General features: G+C 51.7%; 21 protein-coding genes and 1 pseudogene. 18 read left to right on the plus strand and 4 right to left on the minus strand.

Going from position 1 to position 18,737, the window contains the following annotated elements; translation table 11 throughout:
• Positions 1-181: 181 nt before the first annotated feature.
• The 7 genes and pseudogenes from GZ1_RS10570 (at position 182) to GZ1_RS10600 (ending at position 5,687) form a co-directional block, all read left to right on the plus strand.
• The gene (locus GZ1_RS10570) at positions 182-1,081 is read left to right on the plus strand and encodes an ABC transporter ATP-binding protein (protein ID WP_060788464.1); all 900 of its coding nucleotides are present in this window, start codon (positions 182-184) and stop codon (positions 1,079-1,081) included.
• Positions 1,074-2,304: pseudogene (locus GZ1_RS10575) on the plus strand (ABC transporter permease). Before GZ1_RS10570 ends, GZ1_RS10575 begins: the two are co-directional and overlap by 8 nt.
• Positions 2,305-2,422: 118 nt before the next feature.
• Positions 2,423-3,400 (plus strand): 3'-5' exoribonuclease YhaM, encoded by a 978-nt coding sequence (yhaM, locus tag GZ1_RS10580; protein WP_033005724.1) that lies wholly within the window; start codon positions 2,423-2,425, stop codon positions 3,398-3,400.
• A gap of 26 nt (positions 3,401-3,426) precedes the next feature.
• On the plus strand, positions 3,427-3,555 hold the full coding sequence (locus GZ1_RS10585) for a hypothetical protein (RefSeq protein WP_013523055.1): 129 nt from the start codon (positions 3,427-3,429) through the stop codon (positions 3,553-3,555).
• A 111-nt stretch (positions 3,556-3,666) separates the two neighbouring features.
• A complete protein-coding gene (locus GZ1_RS10590) occupies positions 3,667-3,855 on the plus strand; it encodes a sporulation YhaL family protein (protein WP_011230152.1) in 189 nt (62 codons plus the stop codon).
• A 129-nt stretch (positions 3,856-3,984) separates the two neighbouring features.
• Entirely contained in the window at positions 3,985-5,067 is a 1,083-nt protein-coding gene (gene serC, locus GZ1_RS10595) for a 3-phosphoserine/phosphohydroxythreonine transaminase (protein ID WP_033024819.1), read from the plus strand.
• A gap of 95 nt (positions 5,068-5,162) precedes the next feature.
• Positions 5,163-5,687, plus strand: a complete 525-nt coding sequence (locus tag GZ1_RS10600; RefSeq protein ID WP_060788456.1) for a tryptophan transporter — start codon at positions 5,163-5,165, stop codon at positions 5,685-5,687.
• Positions 5,688-6,039: 352 nt separating this feature from the next.
• Here the strand turns inward: GZ1_RS10600 and yhzF are convergent, their stop codons facing one another.
• Positions 6,040-6,228: a membrane protein YhzF gene (yhzF, locus tag GZ1_RS10605; protein WP_013146234.1), complete on the minus strand. Its 189-nt coding sequence runs from the start codon at positions 6,226-6,228 to the stop codon at positions 6,040-6,042.
• Between the two features lie 155 nt (positions 6,229-6,383).
• Between yhzF and GZ1_RS10610 the strand changes: the two genes are divergently transcribed.
• The gene (locus tag GZ1_RS10610; RefSeq protein ID WP_011230156.1) at positions 6,384-6,989 is read left to right on the plus strand and encodes an HTH-type transcriptional regulator Hpr; all 606 of its coding nucleotides are present in this window, start codon (positions 6,384-6,386) and stop codon (positions 6,987-6,989) included.
• Here the strand turns inward: GZ1_RS10610 and GZ1_RS10615 are convergent.
• Positions 6,982-7,323: a YhaI family protein gene (locus GZ1_RS10615; RefSeq protein WP_011230157.1), complete on the minus strand. Its 342-nt coding sequence runs from the start codon at positions 7,321-7,323 to the stop codon at positions 6,982-6,984. The two genes, GZ1_RS10610 and GZ1_RS10615, sit on opposite strands and share 8 nt — an antisense overlap.
• Before the next feature lie 191 nt (positions 7,324-7,514).
• On the opposite strand from GZ1_RS10615, the gene GZ1_RS10620 reads away from it, so the two are divergent.
• The gene (locus tag GZ1_RS10620) at positions 7,515-7,694 is read left to right on the plus strand and encodes a hypothetical protein (protein WP_011230158.1); all 180 of its coding nucleotides are present in this window, start codon (positions 7,515-7,517) and stop codon (positions 7,692-7,694) included.
• Positions 7,695-7,836: 142 nt separating this feature from the next.
• Here GZ1_RS10620 and GZ1_RS18290 read toward each other — a convergent pair whose 3' ends face one another.
• The gene (locus tag GZ1_RS18290; RefSeq protein WP_021322511.1) at positions 7,837-7,926 is read right to left on the minus strand and encodes a YjcZ family sporulation protein; all 90 of its coding nucleotides are present in this window, start codon (positions 7,924-7,926) and stop codon (positions 7,837-7,839) included.
• A 255-nt stretch (positions 7,927-8,181) separates the two neighbouring features.
• Between GZ1_RS18290 and GZ1_RS10625 the strand changes: the two genes are divergently transcribed.
• Entirely contained in the window at positions 8,182-9,027 is an 846-nt protein-coding gene (locus GZ1_RS10625; RefSeq protein WP_013146230.1) for a peptidylprolyl isomerase, read from the plus strand.
• A gap of 77 nt (positions 9,028-9,104) precedes the next feature.
• Here GZ1_RS10625 and GZ1_RS10630 read toward each other — a convergent pair whose 3' ends face one another.
• On the minus strand, positions 9,105-9,527 hold the full coding sequence (locus GZ1_RS10630; protein ID WP_014194996.1) for an HIT family protein: 423 nt from the start codon (positions 9,525-9,527) through the stop codon (positions 9,105-9,107).
• A 466-nt stretch (positions 9,528-9,993) separates the two neighbouring features.
• On the opposite strand from GZ1_RS10630, the gene GZ1_RS10635 reads away from it, so the two are divergent.
• The 8 genes from GZ1_RS10635 (at position 9,994) to GZ1_RS10670 (ending at position 18,515) form a co-directional block, all read left to right on the plus strand.
• Positions 9,994-10,731, plus strand: coding sequence for an ABC transporter ATP-binding protein (locus tag GZ1_RS10635; RefSeq protein ID WP_060788457.1), 738 nt, complete (start codon positions 9,994-9,996; stop codon positions 10,729-10,731).
• On the plus strand, positions 10,728-11,942 hold the full coding sequence (locus tag GZ1_RS10640) for an ABC transporter permease (RefSeq protein ID WP_060788458.1): 1,215 nt from the start codon (positions 10,728-10,730) through the stop codon (positions 11,940-11,942). The genes GZ1_RS10635 and GZ1_RS10640 overlap by 4 nt, the downstream gene beginning before the upstream one ends.
• A gap of 149 nt (positions 11,943-12,091) precedes the next feature.
• Positions 12,092-13,492 (plus strand): hypothetical protein, encoded by a 1,401-nt coding sequence (locus tag GZ1_RS10645; protein WP_060788459.1) that lies wholly within the window; start codon positions 12,092-12,094, stop codon positions 13,490-13,492.
• A gap of 204 nt (positions 13,493-13,696) precedes the next feature.
• The gene (hemE, locus tag GZ1_RS10650) at positions 13,697-14,734 is read left to right on the plus strand and encodes a uroporphyrinogen decarboxylase (RefSeq protein ID WP_025038854.1); all 1,038 of its coding nucleotides are present in this window, start codon (positions 13,697-13,699) and stop codon (positions 14,732-14,734) included.
• A gap of 16 nt (positions 14,735-14,750) precedes the next feature.
• Positions 14,751-15,701, plus strand: coding sequence for a ferrochelatase (hemH, locus tag GZ1_RS10655; protein WP_020755633.1), 951 nt, complete (start codon positions 14,751-14,753; stop codon positions 15,699-15,701).
• Positions 15,694-17,133 (plus strand): protoporphyrinogen oxidase, encoded by a 1,440-nt coding sequence (gene hemY, locus GZ1_RS10660; RefSeq protein WP_014195002.1) that lies wholly within the window; start codon positions 15,694-15,696, stop codon positions 17,131-17,133. Before hemH ends, hemY begins: the two co-directional genes overlap by 8 nt.
• 318 nt (positions 17,134-17,451) lie before the next feature.
• A complete protein-coding gene (locus GZ1_RS10665) occupies positions 17,452-18,024 on the plus strand; it encodes a TetR/AcrR family transcriptional regulator (protein WP_011230167.1) in 573 nt (190 codons plus the stop codon).
• A 155-nt stretch (positions 18,025-18,179) separates the two neighbouring features.
• A complete protein-coding gene (locus GZ1_RS10670) occupies positions 18,180-18,515 on the plus strand; it encodes a YhgE/Pip family protein (protein ID WP_238980183.1) in 336 nt (111 codons plus the stop codon).
• The last annotated feature ends 222 nt before the right edge of the window (positions 18,516-18,737 follow it).

Consider the following 18,737-nt stretch of genomic DNA (forward strand, 5'->3'; position numbering starts at 1 on the left):
CGCTCAAACGCGGTCAACGTATACGTCGGCATGTCACCATCTCCTTTCGCTGAATCATCATTCATTTCTCTTTCATTTAGAGGTTGAATCGACAAATTCCTGCTTTTATCTGAAACTTTTTTTAAGATTGTACGTTTTAATAATGTGGGTGGAAAATTTGTTTTACGTTGGGGGAATGTGGATGAGTTTAGAGATCATTGAGGTGACGAAACGGTTTGGTCAGGCGACGGCCGTCGACCATTTAACGTTGACGGTTCCAGAAGGGGAGATGTTCGGATTGCTTGGGGCGAACGGAGCGGGAAAAACGACGACCTTTCGCATGATTTTAGGCCTTCTGCTCCCGACGGAAGGGGTGATCCGTTGGCAAGGCGAACCAATTGATGACTCGAAAAGTCATCTGATCGGCTATTTGCCGGAAGAGCGCGGGTTGTACCCGAAGCTGAAAGTGCAAGAGCAGCTTCTGTATTTAGGGCGGTTGCGCGGAATGAAAAAGACGGATCTTCTTCCGGAAATCGACCGCTGGCTCGAGCGCTTCCATATCCGCGATTACGCCCACAAGCGGGTGGAGGAGCTGTCGAAAGGCAACCAGCAAAAAATCCAGTTTATCGCTGCTGTGCTTCATCGACCGAAGCTATTAATCTTGGATGAGCCATTCAGCGGTCTTGATCCGGTGAACGTTGAACTGTTGAAAGAAGCGGTGCTTGATTTAAAACGGAACGGCACGACCATTGTCTTCTCGAGTCATCGGATGGAACATGTGGAAGAGCTGTGCGAACATGTCTGCATTTTGCGCCGCGGCCGCGCAGTGGTGGCTGGAGCGCTGCGTGAACTGAAACGCTCGTTTGGCAAACAAATACTTGTTATTCAAGGCGACGGGCCGTTTGAAGAATTGGCGCGGTTTCCTGGCGTTTTGCAGTGGAAGAGGACGGCGGAAGGGGTGCGGCTGCAAATCGCCAATGAGGAGACGGCACAAGCGATACTCGGTCATATAGCAGGAAAATTCGCGGTTCGTCTGTTTGCCTTGGAGGAACCGTCTCTGAATGATATCTTTATTGAAAAAGTAGGTGCGGCGTATGAATAAGTTTTTCCTTGTGGCGGTACATACGTATCAGACGAAGCTGAAGGCGAAAGCATTTTTGGTGACCACTGCCATCACTTGCCTGTTGATCATCGGGGTGGCCAACATTCAGCCGATCATTGAGTTTTTCACCGGTGATGAAAAGCCTCATGTCGCGGTCATTGACCGCACGGGATCTTTGTACGGTCCGCTTGAGAAGCAGGCAAACCATAATCAAATCGCGTTGACAAAAATTACGGATATGGAAAACGAAGCGAAAGAAGCAGTCAAAGAAGGCAAATGGGACGGATTGCTCGTATTGTCCAAGGATGCGGAAGGATTGCCGGAAGCGGTGTATTATGCCAATACGATTGTGGACAATCAGACGCCTGAGGAGCTGGAACGAGCGCTGAGCCAGCTGAAAACAGCGCTTTCAGCCGCTAAGCTTGGCCTGACGGATGAACAAATGGCGGAGCTTTACAAACCTGTTCCGTTCCAAAAGGTGGCATTGGAAAAAAACGCGAAGACGGAAGAGGAGTTGAACCAAGCGCGCGCTCTTGTTTATGTCCTTCTTTTCGCGATGTATATGTTCGTTTTGATGTATGGCGGCATGATCGCGACGGAGGTGGCGACGGAAAAATCGTCGCGCGTGATGGAAATTTTAGTGTCAAGCGTCCCGCCGGTCCAACAGCTGTTTGGCAAAATCATCGGCGTTGCGCTTGTCAGCTTGACGCAATTTTTCGTTTTTTTCGCCGTCGCGTTCGCCGCGTTAAAAACGAGCGGGCAGGAAGTGTGGCGTTTCCTCGGATTGGACCACCTGCCGGCATCGATCTTTGTGTATGCACTCGTTTTTTTTCTTGCTCGGTTACCTCTTGTACGCGGTGCTGTTTGCCGTGCTCGGTTCGCTCGTCAGCCGGGTTGAGGACGTGCAGCCGGCGATTACGCCGGTCATGATGTTGGTTGTCGCTGCCTTTATGATCGCGATGTTTGGCTTGAATGCCCCAGAGTCGGCGTTCGTGACCGGCGCTTCGTTCGTTCCTTTTTTCGCGCCGATGCTCATGTTTTTGCGCATCGGCCTCGTGTCCGTGCCGGGGTGGGAAGTGGCGCTTTGCCTTGTGCTTTTGGTGGCGACGATTGTTTTGCTGATCTATTTTGGCGCCAAAGTGTATCGAGGCGGTGTGCTGATGTATGGGCGAATGAACATTTTCAAGGATATAAAACGGGCCATTCAGCTAACAAAAAAATAAACAGCGTGACGGGACGTTTGGGCCAATGTTTCCTTGCCGTTTCGGCAAGGCTTTCTTTTTGCCCTTTGCCCGTTATGATATACTAGAAAGTACGTACAGAGAAACGGAGGAGAACGAAGTGGCGAAAGGCATCATCCATTATGAGGTTGGGGAACAAGTTGATCTCTTTTTGCTCATCAAATCCGCAACGAAAGGCATCGCCAGCAACGGCAAGCCGTTCTTGACGTTGATTTTGCAAGATAAAAGCGGCGACATTGAAGCCAAACTGTGGGATGTCTCGCCGGATGACGAAGAGCGGTATGTGCCGGAGTGCATCGTCAAAGTGGCGGGAGACATCCATAACTACCGCGGCAAATTGCAGTTGCGCATCCGTTCGATCCGTCCTGCTCATCCGGGCGATGCGGTGCGCATCGATGACTTTTTGGAGACGGCTCCGCTCGGGCGCGAGGAAATGAAGGCGAAAGTGATGGAATACATATTTGCGATGGAAAATCCAAACATCCAGCGCATTACCCGCTATTTGTTGAAAAAATACGAAAAGGCGTTTTTTGAGTACCCAGCGGCGACGAAAAACCATCATGAATTCATCTCCGGACTGGCGTATCATGTCGTGTCGATGCTTGAACTCGCCAAGGCGCTCGTCCATCTCTATCCGTCGCTCAATAAAGACTTGCTTTATGCCGGCGTCATTTTGCATGACCTTGGCAAAGTGATGGAATTATCTGGTCCGGTATCGACGGCGTATACGCTTGAAGGGAATTTGCTCGGACACATTTCGATCATGGTGAGCGAGATCAGCAAGGCGGCGGAACAGCTCGGCATTCAAGGTGAAGAAGTTGTCATTTTGCAGCATCTTGTGCTCGCGCATCACGGCAAGGCGGAATGGGGCAGCCCGAAGCCGCCGCTTGTCAAAGAAGCCGAGGTGCTTCATTACATTGACAATTTGGATGCGAAAATTACGATGATCGACCGTGCGCTTGAGAAAGTGAAACCAGGTGAATTCACTGAACGCGTCTTTGCCCTTGACAACCGCTCGTTTTACAAACCGGCGTTTTTGTCTGTTTCAAAGCCAAAAAACGCGGGTAGTAAAGAGTAAGGGGCGGACCAAGGGAGGGATGGATCATGATCGAACCGATCATTGAAATCGTCCCGACGGCTCAGTATGAACAGGCGAAAGAAGAGTTGAACGAGCTGCGCCGACAGTGGAAGAAAGCGAAGAAGAAAACAAAGAAGAAGCGAAACGAAGCATAAGCGTTGTCCCTAAGAAAGAGGCGGCTTTCCCGCCTCTTTCTCCATGCATACTGCCCCCTTGTTGCGCGTATAGTGTACTAAGACAAGACAAGCATACAAGGGGGAATGGCGATGCTCAGTTTGCCTTGGTGGGTGTATTTGGTTGTTGCCGGTATTATTTTCAGCGGCTATATGACCGTAAAAACGGCGGCGCGCGAGCGGGAAATTGACGAAGCATTTATTGAAAAAGAAGGGGAGATTTACATGGAGCGCATCCGAAAGGAGCGCGAGCGGCGGAAACAAGCGAAGTCCTTGCAATAGCAGGGACTTTCTTTTTTTGGAAGATTTCATTTGAAAGCGTTTTTTTCGAAAAATTCTCTTTCTTTTTTTGCGAATCGTGTTAGGATAATAATATCAATGGACTACCAGGAGGCAAAGTGAGGGATGACAATGAAACGCGCGTACAACTTCAACGCCGGCCCGTCAGCGCTGCCGCTTCCGGTGCTTGAGCGGGCGCAAAAAGAGCTCCTTAATTTTCAAAACACCGGCATGTCGGTGATGGAATTAAGCCACCGAAGCAAGGAATACGAGGCTGTCCATAATGCGGCGAAAGAGCGGCTCAAGCGGCTTCTAAATGTGCCGGACGGATATGACATTTTATTTTTGCAAGGCGGGGCGAGCCTGCAGTTTTCCATGGTGCCGATGAACCTCCTCACGGAAGGGAAAATCGGCTGTTATGTGCTGACCGGGGCGTGGTCGGAGAAAGCGCTGAAAGAAGCGCAAAAAATCGGTTTGACAACGGTCGTCGCTTCGAGCAAAGAAGCGAACTACACATACATTCCGCCGCTTGATGACGTCCAATGGCCGAAAAACGCCGCCTATGTCCATATTACGTCAAACAACACGATCTTCGGCACTCAATGGAAGGAATTTCCGAACACGCCGGTTGACTTGGTCGCGGATATGTCGAGCGATATTTTAAGCCGTCCGTTCGATGTCAGTCAATTTGCCCTCATTTACGCCGGGGCGCAGAAAAATCTCGGCCCGTCAGGAGTCACGGTTGTCATTCTCCGCAACGATTTGCTTGAGCGCATTCCGGACGGGCTGCCGACGATGCTTGATTACCGGACGCACCAGAAGAGCAATTCGCTGTACAACACGCCGCCGACGTTTGCGATTTACATGCTGTCGCTCGTGCTCGAATGGGTCGAAGAGCAAGGCGGTGTGGCGGCGATGGAAGAGCGCAGCCAGCAAAAGGCAGCCGTGCTGTATGAGGCGATTGATGAAAGCGGCGGCTTTTACAAACCGCACGCCGAAAAGGGGAGCCGTTCGCTCATGAACGTCACCTTTACGCTTCCAAATGAGGAGCTGACGAGAACGTTCCTCGCCGAGGCGAAAGAACGCGGGTTTGTCGGGCTCGGCGGGCACCGATCGGTCGGCGGCTGCAGGGCGTCGATTTACAACGCGGTGCCGCTTGAGGCGTGCGAAGCGCTCGCGTCGTTCATGAACGAGTTCCGCCGCCGTTTTGCCTGAAAATTTCTTCTTCACTTTTACACTGCAAAGTGATATAATGATAGAAAAATTCTCGAGCAAAAGATATAGACGAGGAGAGATGAGGAGAGATGAGCATGAATGTGAGAGCATTAGTATCGATGGCGCTGTTAGTCGGAATCGGAGCCGTGTTGCACGCGGTCATTCCGGGGTTGTTTTTCGGAATGAAGCCGGATATGATGCTGGCGATGATGTTTTTGGCGATTTTGCTTTTTCCGAACGTCAAAGCGGTCGGCCTTGTCGGCGTCGTCACTGGCTTGATCTCAGCCATGACGACGACGTTCCCGGGCGGACAGCTGCCGAATATGATCGATAAGATCATCACCGCCTTTGTCGTGTTTGCCCTAGCGACTTTGATGAAAGCATACAGCCAAACGGTCATTGGGGCTTCAGTGCTGGCGGCTGTCGGCACCGTCATTTCCGGGGCGGTGTTTTTGGCTGCGGCGCTCTTGCTTGTCGGGTTGCCGGGCGGAGCGACGTTTTCGGCGCTGTTTGTCACCATCGTGTTGCCGACAGCGGCGTTGAACGCCGTGGCGATGGCCGTCATCTATCCGATCGCATCGTCGATTTTCCGACGGATGAACGTGACAGCGCACGTGTAGACGGCGAAAAACCCGATCATGGCTGGTCGGGTTTTTTGCTATCAAAGAGAGAGTAGGAAAAAAATACTTATGCTCTCAGGCGTGTTGATTAACCATTAAAAACCAGTTGAAATCGCTCTATTATCAGCTTTTTCTGCCGTAGTCGGCAAGCGAACCGCTTGCCGACTGGGCATGCTGTACGCATGCCTTCCTCGAACAATGAACGCTTTGCGGGCAAATGACATTTGCCCGCCGGCGTTCTTGTTCGAGGGAAGAGGCAGAAAAGCTTGTGTTCAGTCAAATGATTCTGTGCTTTTAGTAAAATAATGGATCATCAACACTCGTGTTATGCTCCATTTGTTTTTAACGCGTATTAGACATAGCTGAGAAGCCAAGCGGTGAGCAAGCAAATGAACGCTATTCCAATATAGCGCAAAGTCCGTTCTTTCAGCAATGCTTTCGGCGGGTACGCCCGCGCTTTCCATAAGGCGAAAAATGCGTTTATAAAAAGACAGAAAAATAAGAATCCGACAGCGATAAGCAGCCATTGTATATACACCATGGCATTCTCCTCCTGTATGCGCTAAGCGCCTTATGCTTACTACTATGAATATGCAAAAAAAAATCATAAAAATAAATACTTTTGTCTTTATTCCTTTTTGTTTTATTGATATAATGGAGAGTAAAAAATACGGTGAGGGAAGAGTGGGTGGAACGATGAAAGCGACAGAACAGCATTATTCCATCAAAGAGGCGATGTTATTCAGCCAACGAATTGCCCAGCTGAGCAAAGCGCTATGGAAATCCATTGAAAAAGATTGGCAACGGTGGATCAAGCCGTTTGACTTGAACATTAACGAACATCACATTTTATGGATCGCCTACCACTTCAAAGGGGCCTCGATTTCGGAAATCGCCAAGTTCGGTGTGATGCATGTGTCGACGGCGTTCAACTTCTCAAAGAAATTAGAAGAAAAAGGATTGCTTTCGTTTTCCAAAAAACAGGATGACAAGCGCAATACGTACATTGAGTTGACGGAAAAAGGCGAAGAAGTGTTGATGAAGCTGATGGAGACGTATGACCCGACGAAAAATGCCGTTTTCAATGGGGCGTTGCCGTTGCGCGAGTTGTACGGAAAGTTTCCAGAAATTTTAGAAATGATGTGCATCGTCCGCAATATTTATGGCGATGATTTCATGGAAATTTTTGAGCGGGCGTTTGAAAACATTAAAGAAGACTTTATCGAGCAGGACGGCAAACTTGTCAAGCGAAAGCCGAAAACGGAAGAGCACGAGAAAGAATTGGCCAGCCAGGCTAACTGATGGTGCGAATGAGCGTTTTCAGCTCGGTCATCAGCGGGACAAACATTTGTTGGGCCAAAAGAGCGTCAACTGTCTGTTCCAGCGGAAGGTTCGGATGAAGCATCCCAGCAAACTGCACGAGCAGGGGAGTGAAAATCGTCAACCCTTCCGCTTTTTGCTGTTCGTATTGGTCGGCAAGCTCTTGGCAAAACGCCAAGAAGGCGTCGACTTCTTCTTTGGTCAAATCCGCGCGGATGATGAGGGAATAAAATGGTTTTTTCGTTTCGTCGATCATTTCCATCAGCAGAGACTGGTGAAATTCCAGCTTGGCCACTCGCTTTTCCAACGATTCCATATATCGTGCTCCTTTTGGTGACGAAAATGTGACCGTTTTTACGTATATTTTACCGAATTTGTGCGCATTCACCAATAGAAAAATCGGTTTGTGTCCGGAAAAAGAAAAATGATTGATTTCCCGCCATGAACGATGTAAAGTTAAAGCCATGGGCGGCGTTTGGCGAAGAATCAAAGAGGAGGGGAACAGTTTTGGTGCTTTATTTCATCCTCCTGGCGGTTACGGTCTTATTTTTTATCAACCAGCTCACACACTCGCTTTGCGCGCAGCGTGACATCCCGGAGGAGCAGCAGCCGGCGGTTTTTCGCACGATCAATGTCCTTATTACGATTTTATTAATCTCTTCTTACTTTGAAGTGTTGTTTACATAACTTTTCTCTCTTCTAACGGTTGATGCGGGGATTGTTATGTTTTCCTTTTGATGGAGCGAGTTCCATTGTCGTTGCCTCTCCCTTCGTTTCAAGGAAGGCGGCAAAAAAAGGGTGCTCCTTTTGCGGGAGCACCCTCTTTCGTTTAGTAGATGACGCAGGCGCAGCCGACAATGATTAGCAAAATAAACAGCACAACAATCAACGCAAAGCCTCCGGAATAAGGTGCGCTCATCGTAACACCCCCTTTCGGCAAGAAGAAGCCTGTCGAGCGCTTCATCCTCATCATATGTATGGCAAGCGTGCATGTTATGGGCGGATGACTAAAGCGGAAAGAGGTTTTTTTTTCGTTGGAAATATGGTATAGTTATTGTCGTGGCTGAAGAGGCGAGCATGTTGTTTCTTGGGCGCGCTTGGGCGCCATTCGATCTGCGCCGCTTGAAAGCGTGGGAACATTCAATCGAAAAAAGATGTAGGAGTTGTGAAGCGAATGAAAAAATGGATGATGGCCGCTGCCGTCGTTTCGCTCATGGCTTTGTCGGCCTGCAGCAACGACGGTTCGGAAGCGATTGTGGAAACGAAAAACGGCAATATTACGAAAGACGAATTTTATAATGAGATGAAAGAGCGCGTCGGCAAATCCGTCCTTCGTGATTTGATTGACGAAAAAGTGTTGAGCAAAAAATACAAGGTAACCGATGAAGAGATCGACCGCGAAATCGAACGAATCAAGGAAGCGTATGGAACGCAATATGATTTGGCCGTGCAGCAGAACGGAGAAAAAGTGATCCGCGAAATGGTCAAGCTCGATTTGCTGCGGACGAAAGCGGCCGTTGAAGACATAAAAGTGACGGAGAAAGAGCTGAAGGAGTATTATGACAACTACAAGCCGAAAATTCGCGCCAGCCATATTTTGGTCAAAGATGAAAAAACAGCAAAAGAAGTAAAGGCGAAGCTTGATAAAGGCGAGGATTTCGCCAAGTTGGCCAAAGAATACTCCCAAGATCCAGGCTCGGCGTCCAACGGCGGCGATTTAGGCTGGTTTGGCCCAGGGAAAATGGTCAAGGAGTTTGAAGAAGCCGCCTATAAGCTGAAAGTCGGCGAAGTGAGCGATCCGGTGAAAACGGATTACGGCTACCATATCATTAAAGTGACGGACAAAGAAAAGAAAAAGTCGTTCAACGAAATGAAAGACGAAATTGCGTTTGAAGTCAAACGGAACAAGCTTGATCCTGCGACGATGCAGTCAAAAGTGGACAAACTGGTGAAAGATGCCGGTGTTGAGATCAAAGACAAAGATTTGCAAGATGTGATCGGGCAGCAAGGAAAACAGTAAAAAAACGGAAGCGGAACATCCCTGCTTCCGTTTTTTTATTTGTGGGCTTGACCTTTCTGCTGTTCAACAACGGGAGATCAGCCGAGCTGTTCGCGAATGGCGGCCGCGATCGCCTGCAGGTCAGCGGGCGTATAGTCGCTTGCATGCGACTTCCAGACCGCGCCAAACCCATCCCCTTTGCCGTAGCGTGGAATGAGGTGAAGATGGTAATGGAACACCGTCTGCCCCGCTTGCTCGCCATTGTTGTTCAGTAAGTTGAGCCCGACCGGGGAAAATGCTCGCCTGAGTGCATTGGCAATCGTCGGCACTGCGCGAAACAGTTGGCCGGCCGCCTCCGACGTGAGGGTGAAAATGTTTTCCGTATGTACTTTCGGGATGACAAGCGTATGCCCTTTTGTCACTTGGCTGATGTCCAAAAACGCGAGCACATGGTCGTCTTCGTACACTTTCGCCGCAGGCAATTCGCCGTTAATGATTTTGCAAAAAATGCAATCGCTCACTGTGGTCACCCTTTCCTTCCTATTTTCTTCATTTTACCATAAAAAAACCGGGATGTAATCCCGCAACGCAGGTTACATCCCGGTTGGTGAAAAGGGGAGAGGATGATTCAAGCAAATGTGCGTTTGATGAACACCCCATTTGCAACAAAAGTTGGTTCGGCGTGAGCGCTTCCTTTGTTCAACGTGACCATCCCCTTTGGACAGGCTCGTTGCTTCCCAGCAACGAATGCGATGGTCGCTTCCTAGGAACGTTTACAACGTTTTGCGGCTCACAACGGTGTCTTTGACGAACACCCCATTTCGGATGGATCGTTCATCAACTTTTTGATTCCTCATCCCCTCTTCGCTATTTATCATGCCCGGCTTGAGTGAGTTTATGCAAAAGAACGGTGTGATCTTTTTTTGGTAAGCGAGGCTATCGTTTGGTACAATGGGGACAAAGGCCAGAACGGAAAGGGAGCGGACGATGACGCTTTTAGAAGTGAAGGATCTATCCGGAGGCTACACGGCGCAAAACGTGCTTGAAGACGTGACGTTTGCGGTCGACCGCGGCGAAATGGTCGCCTTGATCGGCCTAAATGGAGCCGGCAAAAGCACGACGATCAAACATATTATCGGCTTGATGGAACCGCGCCGCGGCGCGATTTCCATTAACGGCTATCGGCTTGCGGACGGGCGGGAAACGTATCGAAGGCAGTTTGCTTATATCCCGGAAACGCCGGTGTTGTATGAAGAATTGACGCTTGAGGAACATTTGCGTCTAGCGGCGATGGCGTACGGGTTGAGCGAAGCAGAGTATGAACGCCGCCTTCCGCCGCTGCTTCGCGAGTTTCGATTGGAGCGGCGGCTTTCCTCGTTTCCGGCTCATTTTTCGAAAGGAATGAAGCAAAAAGTCATGATTGTATGCGCCTTTTTGCTTGAACCGCCGCTTTATATCATCGATGAGCCGTTTCTCGGCCTCGATCCGCTTGCCATTCACGCCCTGCTTGAGCGAATGAATGAACAGAAAGAGAAGGGGGCGGGCATTTTGCTGTCGACGCACATTTTAGCGACGGCAGAGCGGTATTGCGACTCATTTGTGATTTTGCACAACGGCCGCGTCAAAGCCAAAGGGACGCTCGATGACATTCGCCGCCAGTTCGGGCTGCGGGGGGCGTCGCTTGATGAACTGTACGTCGAATTGACAAAGGACGATGCGCCATGATTGACGCCCGCCGTCTTTGGAAGCAGCGTTTCCAAGCGGAATGGCGAAAACGGATCCGCTACTTGCGCTATATGTTCAACGACCATTTGCTCGTCGGTTTGATCATTGTGCTTGGCGGCATAGCGGTGATGTACGAGCGCTTTGCGGCGGCGCTTCCTGACTCGTTTCCGTATCCGGCTATTGCGGCGGTCGTGTTCGGCTGGGCGGCGGCCGCTGGATCGGTGCGCACCTTGTTCCGCGAGGCGGATACGGTGTTTTTATTGCCGGCGGAAGAACGGCTCGGTCCGTATATTCAGCGGGCGTTTTTCGTCTCATGGTTATGGCAGGCGTACGGCCTTTCTTTGCTTTTGCTGTTGGCGGGTCCACTGCATGCTCGCTTTTCCCCGGTGTCATGGCCGCTTTTTTTGTTCGGTCTTTTCTGCTTCAAAGGATGGAGCTTATGGGCCAGTTGGCAAGGAAGCTACATCGCCGATCCGTCTTTTCATCGCTTTGGCGCATTTACCCGTTTCAGCCTAGCGGCGGTGTTCGTTTATTTGGTGCTGGTTGCGGCCCCATGGCCATTTTTCGTCGTTTTGGTCGGTTTGATGGTTGTTCTGTCCATCTGTTTGTCAAGATTGGTCAGAGGTAAAACATGGAAATGGGAACGGATCATCGCGGAAGAACAGCGAGCGGCCACGGCGTTTTACCGGTTGGCCAACTTGTTTACCGACGTTCCGGAATGGCGGGAGGCGGCGAAGCGGCGGCGCTGGCTTGATCCGCTGCTCGCTTTGATACCGTACGACGAGCGGCATGTGTTTTTTCATTTGTATGCCCGCACGTTTTTGCGCGCCGGCGGGTATGCTGGTCTATATGTCCGCCTCACTGCGATCGGAGGCGTCATGCTGGCTGTGATCGATCACCAATACGGGCGGGCGGGCATCGCATTTTTGTTTCTTTACGCGACCGCTGTTCAATTGGCCGCGCTGCCTTCCCATCATCGCTATTTGCTATGGCCGCGGCTGTACCCGTTGCCGCAGGCGCAACCGGATGCTGCGGCGGTTCGGTTGCTTTCCATTCTGCTGATTGGGCAAAATACGATATTCCATCTCGTACTGTTGGCTGTTTCCCCGCGCCTTCTTTGGCTCGCCACTTGGCTTGGCGGAAATATATGGGGGCTTTGGACGGCAGGGCGGTACGTGCGCCTGCAGCGTGGGCAGAAAGCCGGACGCTAGCGCTGTTTGCGCTGGCGCCGGCGTTTTTCATTCTTCAATGGATGGCCAAAGCTTTCACACCTTTTTTCCCGCTTCATATGCTGTAGTACACTGGCCTGGGCGCATGTCCGGCGGTCAGGCTGGAAGTCGGGAAGAAAGGGGAATGAATCATGGGTGTAGAGCTTGTAGCGTTGCACTGGATTTACTTGCTGTTCATCGTGCTCATTATTGGGTTTATGGTCGCCCGCAAAGATACATCGCTCATTTGCATTGCCGGCATCTTTTTATTGGCGGCGGTCGCTACCCATTCGTTGAGCGCGGCGGTCAGCGGAGTGTTTAACAGCTTTATTTACGCCATTACGGAGCTATTGCCGACGATTTTAGTCATCTCCATTATTGTGGCGATGAGCAAAGTGTTGTCGGCCACCGGCATCAATGATGTCATGGTTTCGCCGTTTGTCCGTTTCATCCGTACGCCGGCTTGGGCGTATTGGACGATCGGAATTTTGATGATGATCATTTCTTGGTTTTTCTGGCCGTCTCCGGCTGTTGCTCTCATGGGGGCAGTTCTGTTGCCGGCAGCGGTCCGGGTGGGCTTGCCGGCGTTGGGAGTGGCGATGGCGATGAACTTGTTCGGGCATGGCATCGCGCTTTCCGGCGATTTTATCATCCAAGGGGCGCCGAAATTAACGGCCGATGCCGCCGGGCTGCCGGTCGGCGATGTCATCGCTGCCAGTGTGCCGCTTGTTTTTGTCATGGGGGCCGTCACAACGGTCACCGCGTTTTACTTGCTGCGCCGTGACATGAAGCGAGGGCGCCTGGCAAGCGGGGAGGCGGAAATGGCTGCAACGGTCGATTCGACGCTGGAAAAAACAAGTCATTTCCTGACGGGACAAACGAAAAAATGGCTTGCGCTGTTGATTCCGATTTTGTTCGCCCTTGATGTCATCGCGATGTTTTATTTGCGGTTGCAAGGCGGGGAAGCGACCGCCTTGGTCGGTGGGACGGCGATTTTCATTTTGATTCTCATCTCCGTTCTCGCCCATCGGCAAGAAAGTTTTGCGGAAGTGACCCATTACTTTATTGAAGGGTTTCAGTTCGGGTTTAAAGTGTTCGGCCCTGTTATTCCGATCGCCGCGTTTTTCTATCTTGGCGATGCGGGGTTTGTGAAAATCATCGGCGACTATTTGCCGCAGGCATCGCAAGGCATCGTCAACGATTTAGGGGTTGCCTTGGCTCATGCGATGCCGCTGAACAATGAGGTGGGAGCGGTTACACTTACGATCGTCGGGGCGATTACTGGTCTTGACGGCTCCGGGTTTTCCGGCATCTCGCTCGCCGGTTCGATCGCCCATTTGTTTTCTGTAGCGATCGGCGGCGGAGCGGCAACGTTGACGGCGCTCGGCCAAATCGCCGCCATTTGGGTCGGCGGCGGCACGCTCGTTCCGTGGGCGCTCATTCCAGCCGCAGCGATCTGCGGGGTTGACCCGTTTGAGCTGGCGCGCCGCAACCTCATTCCTGTTGCTGTCGGCTTGGTGGTGACGACCGTTGTCGCCATGTTTCTCATCTGAACAGAAAGCTGTCCCGTGCGGCCGGGGCAGCTTTTTTGCTATAATGGGCATGGACTTAAAAATCGGTCGATTTTTTGACAGTTCGCCTTCTTCTCTATACATTGGGTACGGAAAGCTGTATAGTGAAAAGGAGATAGGCAATGTTTGAAGGCAAAAAAAGGCGAAACCATTGACGGGATTGTGAGGAAAGAAAGGCGGATGGAGATGGCTAGACAGATCAATGATACATTTTTGCGCGCCTGCCGCGGCGAACAAACATCGTACGTGCCGGTTTGGTATATGCGGCAAGCCGGACGGTCGCAGCCGGAGTATCGGGCGCTGAAAGAAAAATATTCGCTGTTTGAAATTACGCATCAACCGGAGCTTTGCGCGTACGTCACGAGACTTCCAGTTGAGCAATATGGCGTCGATGCCGCCATTTTATATAAAGACATTATGACACCGCTGCCGGCCATTGGCGTGAACGTCGAGATTCAGGGCGGCATCGGGCCGGTGATCGCAAATCCGATTCGCTCGCTTCAAGACGTCGAGCGGCTTGGGGAGATTGATCCAGAACATGATGTGCCGTATGTGTTTGAAACGATTCGGCTCCTTGTCAACGAACAGTTGGATGTGCCGCTCATCGGGTTTGCCGGGGCGCCGTTTACGTTGGCGAGCTACATGATTGAAGGCGGTCCGTCAAAAAATTATCATAAGACGAAAGCGTTCATGTATGCTGAACCGAAAGCGTGGTTCGCCTTAATGGACAAGCTCGCTGAGATGACGATCCGTTATGTGCGGGCGCAAATTCGGGCAGGGGCAAGCGCTGTGCAAATTTTTGATTCTTGGGTTGGCGCCGTTAGTGCTGACGATTACCGGACGTTTATCAAGCCGGCGATGGCGCGCATTTTTGCCGCTTTGCGGGAAGAAGGGGCTCCGCTCATTATGTTTGGCGTCGGCGCCAGCCACTTAGTGCATGAGTGGAACGATTTGCCGCTTGATGTCATCGGCCTTGACTGGCGGCTGTCGATTCGCGAAGCGCGCCGCCAAGGCATTGCGAAAGCGATTCAAGGCAACTTGGATCCGGCGGTGCTTCTTGCGCCGTGGGACGTGATCGAAGAACGGGTGAAGCGCATTTTGGACGAAGGGATGGAACGGCCGGGCTACATCTTCAACTTAGGCCACGGCATTTTTCCGGATGTTCAGCCGGCGACACTGAAGCGTCTGACCGCTTTTATCCACGAATATACGTCAACGAACTAAACGAGGGGGTGGCACAATGGTGAAAAAAACAGTGGGGCTGCTCGTGATGGCGTACGGAACGCCGTACCGGGAAGATGATATTGAACGGTATTATACGCACATTCGCCATGGGCGCAAGCCGCCGCAGGAACAAATCGACGATTTAAAAGCGCGTTACCGGGCGATCGGCGGGTTGTCGCCCCTTGCGAAAATTACGGAAGAGCAGGCGAAACGGCTCGAGGAGCGGCTGAACGAAGTGCAAGATGAAGTCGAGTTTCGCATGTATTTAGGGCTCAAACATATTGAGCCGTTCATTGAGGATGCCGTCGAGCGCATGCATGATGACGGCATCAAAGAAGCGGTTGGGATCGTCCTAGCCCCTCATTATTCCACATTCAGCATTCGCTCGTACAATGAGCGGGCGAAAGCGGCAGCAAAAAAGCTCGGCGGACCGACCATTTACACGATTGATCAATGGTATGACGAGCCGAAGTTTTTGCAATATTGGGCAGAACAAGTGCGGGCGATTTTTGCCGCCATGCCGGAACGTGAGCGGGAGCGAGCTGTGCTGATCGTATCCGCACATAGTTTGCCGGAAAAAATTATTCAAGCCGGTGACCCGTATCCAACGCAGCTCGAAGATACAGCGAAACGAATTGCTGATCAAGCCGGCGTCGCCCACTATGCCGTCGGCTGGCAAAGCGCCGGTCAGACGCCGGAACCATGGCTTGGGCCGGACGTGCAAGACTTGACGCGCCAGCTTTACGAAGAGCGCGGCTATACGTCGTTCGTTTACGCGCCGGTCGGTTTTGTCGCCGACCATTTGGAAGTGTTGTATGACAACGACATTGAGTGCAAACAGGTGACGGAAGAGATCGGCGCCCGCTATTACCGACCGGAGATGCCCAACACGAATCCATTGTTTATTGATGCATTGGCGTCGGTTGTGTTAAAGCGGTGGGCGGAAGAAGGCGATCGACATGAATGAAGGGCAACGGACGGTCGTCATCATCGGCGGTGGCATTACCGGCTTGACGGCTGCTTACTACTTGCAAAAAGCGATTCGAGAGCAACGCCTCCCACTTGCATGCAAACTTGTCGAGGCGACGCACCGGCTCGGCGGAAAAGTGCAGACGGTCGTCCGCGACGGTTTTGTCATTGAACGCGGTCCAGACTCGTTTTTGGCGCGGAAAACGAGCGCGTTTCGCCTTGTGAAGGAAGTCGGCCTTGAACATGAGATCGTTCATAACGCGACCGGAACATCGTACATTTTGGTCAACGGCAAACTCTATCCCATTCCGGGCGGAGCGGTGATGGGCATTCCGACGCGCATCGCCCCGTTTTTAACGACCGGACTGTTTTCCCCGGCCGGCAAGCTGCGGGCGGCGCTTGACTTTGTGCTGCCGCCGGTGAAAGTCGATGGTGATATGCCGCTTGGCCGCTTCTTCCGCCGCCGCCTCGGCGATGAGGTGGTGGACAATCTCATCGAACCGCTACTTTCCGGCATTTACGCCGGCGACATTGATGAGATGAGCCTAATGGCGACGTTTCCACAGTTTTTTCAGCTTGAGCAAAAATACGGAAGCCTTGTCCGTGGAGCGAGACGAACGACGCCGAAAGAGCAAAAAGAGCGGAAAGGGGCGTTCCAGACGTTAAAAACGGGCTTGCAGTCGCTCGTTGATGAAGTGGAAAAACGGCTTGAGCCGGGCAGCGTCATCAAAGGGGTGCGTGTCGAGCGGATCGTTCGCACCGATTCGGCGTATCGGCTGCAACTGAGCACAGGAGAGGTGTGGGGGGCAGACGGCATCATCGTGACAACGCCGCATCATGTTGTGCCCGACATGTTCGCTGACTATCCGTTTTTCGCCCCGTTCCGTTCAGTGCCGCTGACGTCGGTGGCGACGGTGGCGCTCGCATTTCCGGAGGAGGCGATCCGCCAAGACATTGACGGCACCGGGTTTGTCGTTTCGCGCCGCAGCGATTACACGATGACAGCGTGCACATGGACGCATAAAAAATGGCCGCACACCGCGCCGCCTGGCAAGGCGCTCTTGCGTTGCTACGTCGGGCGCCCGGGCGATGAGGAGATCGTCGACCAACCTGATGATGAGATCGTCCGTGTTGTATTGGATGATTTAAATAAAGTGATGAACATCGCCGGCCAACCGGAGTTCGCCGTCATCTCGCGCTGGAAGCGGGCCATGCCGCAATACACGGTCGGGCACCGCGAGCGGCTGGCGAAGATTAAGGAGCAGATGGCGTCCGAGTTGCCGGGGGTGTTTTTGGCCGGCAGCTCATACGAAGGGCTCGGATTGCCGGATTGCATTGACCAAGGCGAAAAAGCGGTGCGTGACGTGCTTCTGTATTTGCAGCAAGCGCCAGTTCAACAGACGTCCGATCTGTACAGCAGCGTCCGTTAACCAACGGTTTTCCAACGCCCTGGTCCGTTCGCCGCTCACATTTGGACGTCGGTGCGGCCGCCCGCCGTTTGAAGCGAAAAGCAGCGGATGGCTGTTTGTCTCTTTTGGTTCGTGGAAGTGGTTTCCGCTGCAAAAGGGATGTGAAAAGAACGTGGGAGAAGCTTCAACGGCGCTTCTACCCATTTGCTTGGAAAGGATGAGGGAGCAGGAAGAAATTCCGTCCCCAATGCGACGGCCCTTTACATCCATGTTGTTTGATAGTATAATGGATACGGATTGACCAAATTGTTCATTTAGTCAGTTTGAAGGATGAGGAGTATGGCAAGCGACCGCAAACGGCAAATCATCGAAGCGGCGGCCCAATCGTTTGCTGCCTTTGGCTACAAGGCGACGACGATGGAGCAGATCGCCAAGCTCGCCAACGTCGGCAAGGGGACGATCTATACGTTTTTTAAAAGCAAAGAGGAACTGCTTGATGAAATCGTCTCCGGATTGATTATGGAAATCAAGGCGGAAGCGGAGCTGGCGATGGACTCGTCGCTGCCGTTTTCCGAAAACGTCCACCGCGCCTTGTACCGCATTTTGGAATTTCGCCAGCGCCATCAGCTGACGGCGAAGCTGCTTCAAGAAGTGCGCAATATCGGTACGGCGGCGGTGCAAGAAGTGCTTGCCAAACTGGACCGGGCAATGGTCGAGTTCATTCGGCAAAAAATTGATGCGGCGGTGGAAAAAGGGGAGATTCGTCCGTGCAATTCGGAAATTACGGCATTTTTGATGCTCAAGACGTACATCGCCTTGATCGTCGATTGGGAAAAAGATCATGAACCGTTGACAAAAGAACAAATTGCTGAATTGTTTACGCTCTATTTTTTGCAAGGATTGTCGAGATAGATGATCCTCTTTTTTTGTTGGAAATTGACCATGCGGACAATTTGGTCATCTGTACAAAGGAGGGAGCGCCATATGCTGCGAAAAGAGCTGCGGGCCATCGTGCTCCGCCCGAATTTGCTTGGCATTTGTTCACTTGGATCATCAGCATAACATTTATGATGATTGTTCAATTCCTTGTCACCGTGTTTGACAACTCAGGCCGGTTTCTTGCCATTTTGCTATTGATTGCCCAGCTAGTTGGAAGCGCCGGCACGTATCCGATTGAGCTCGTTCCGGGTGCGTTGCAGTCGCTTCATCCGTGGCTGCCGATGACCCATGCGATCCGTGGGTTGCGAGCAGTCATTTCAAGCGGCGATTTCTTGGTCATGTGGAAGGAAGCTGCGATATTGCTTGCGACAGCCGCGGTCTTTGCCTTGGCGACGCTCGTGTATTTTCTCCTTCGGTATCGCCGCCGTTATGCGGTATGGACGGAAACAGCGGCTCAAACGTGATGATTGAACCATGCCGTCTCGAAGGCGTCCTAAAAAGATTGGGACGCCTTTTTGCATTGGCCAATATCGGAATCAAACAACAGATGGAATTAAAACCATTTTCTAGGACGAGGGATTGCTTTTTGCGGATGGGCCGCCATTAGAACGTTGTGTGTGATGGCGCCCCTGAGATTGGCAAAAAAAAAATGCCTCTTAGCTGGAGGCAGTCAAAAGAAAAGGCAG

It is taken from the genome of Geobacillus zalihae NBRC 101842, assembly GCF_001544135.1.
Taxonomy (GTDB): domain Bacteria; phylum Bacillota; class Bacilli; order Bacillales; family Anoxybacillaceae; genus Geobacillus; species Geobacillus zalihae.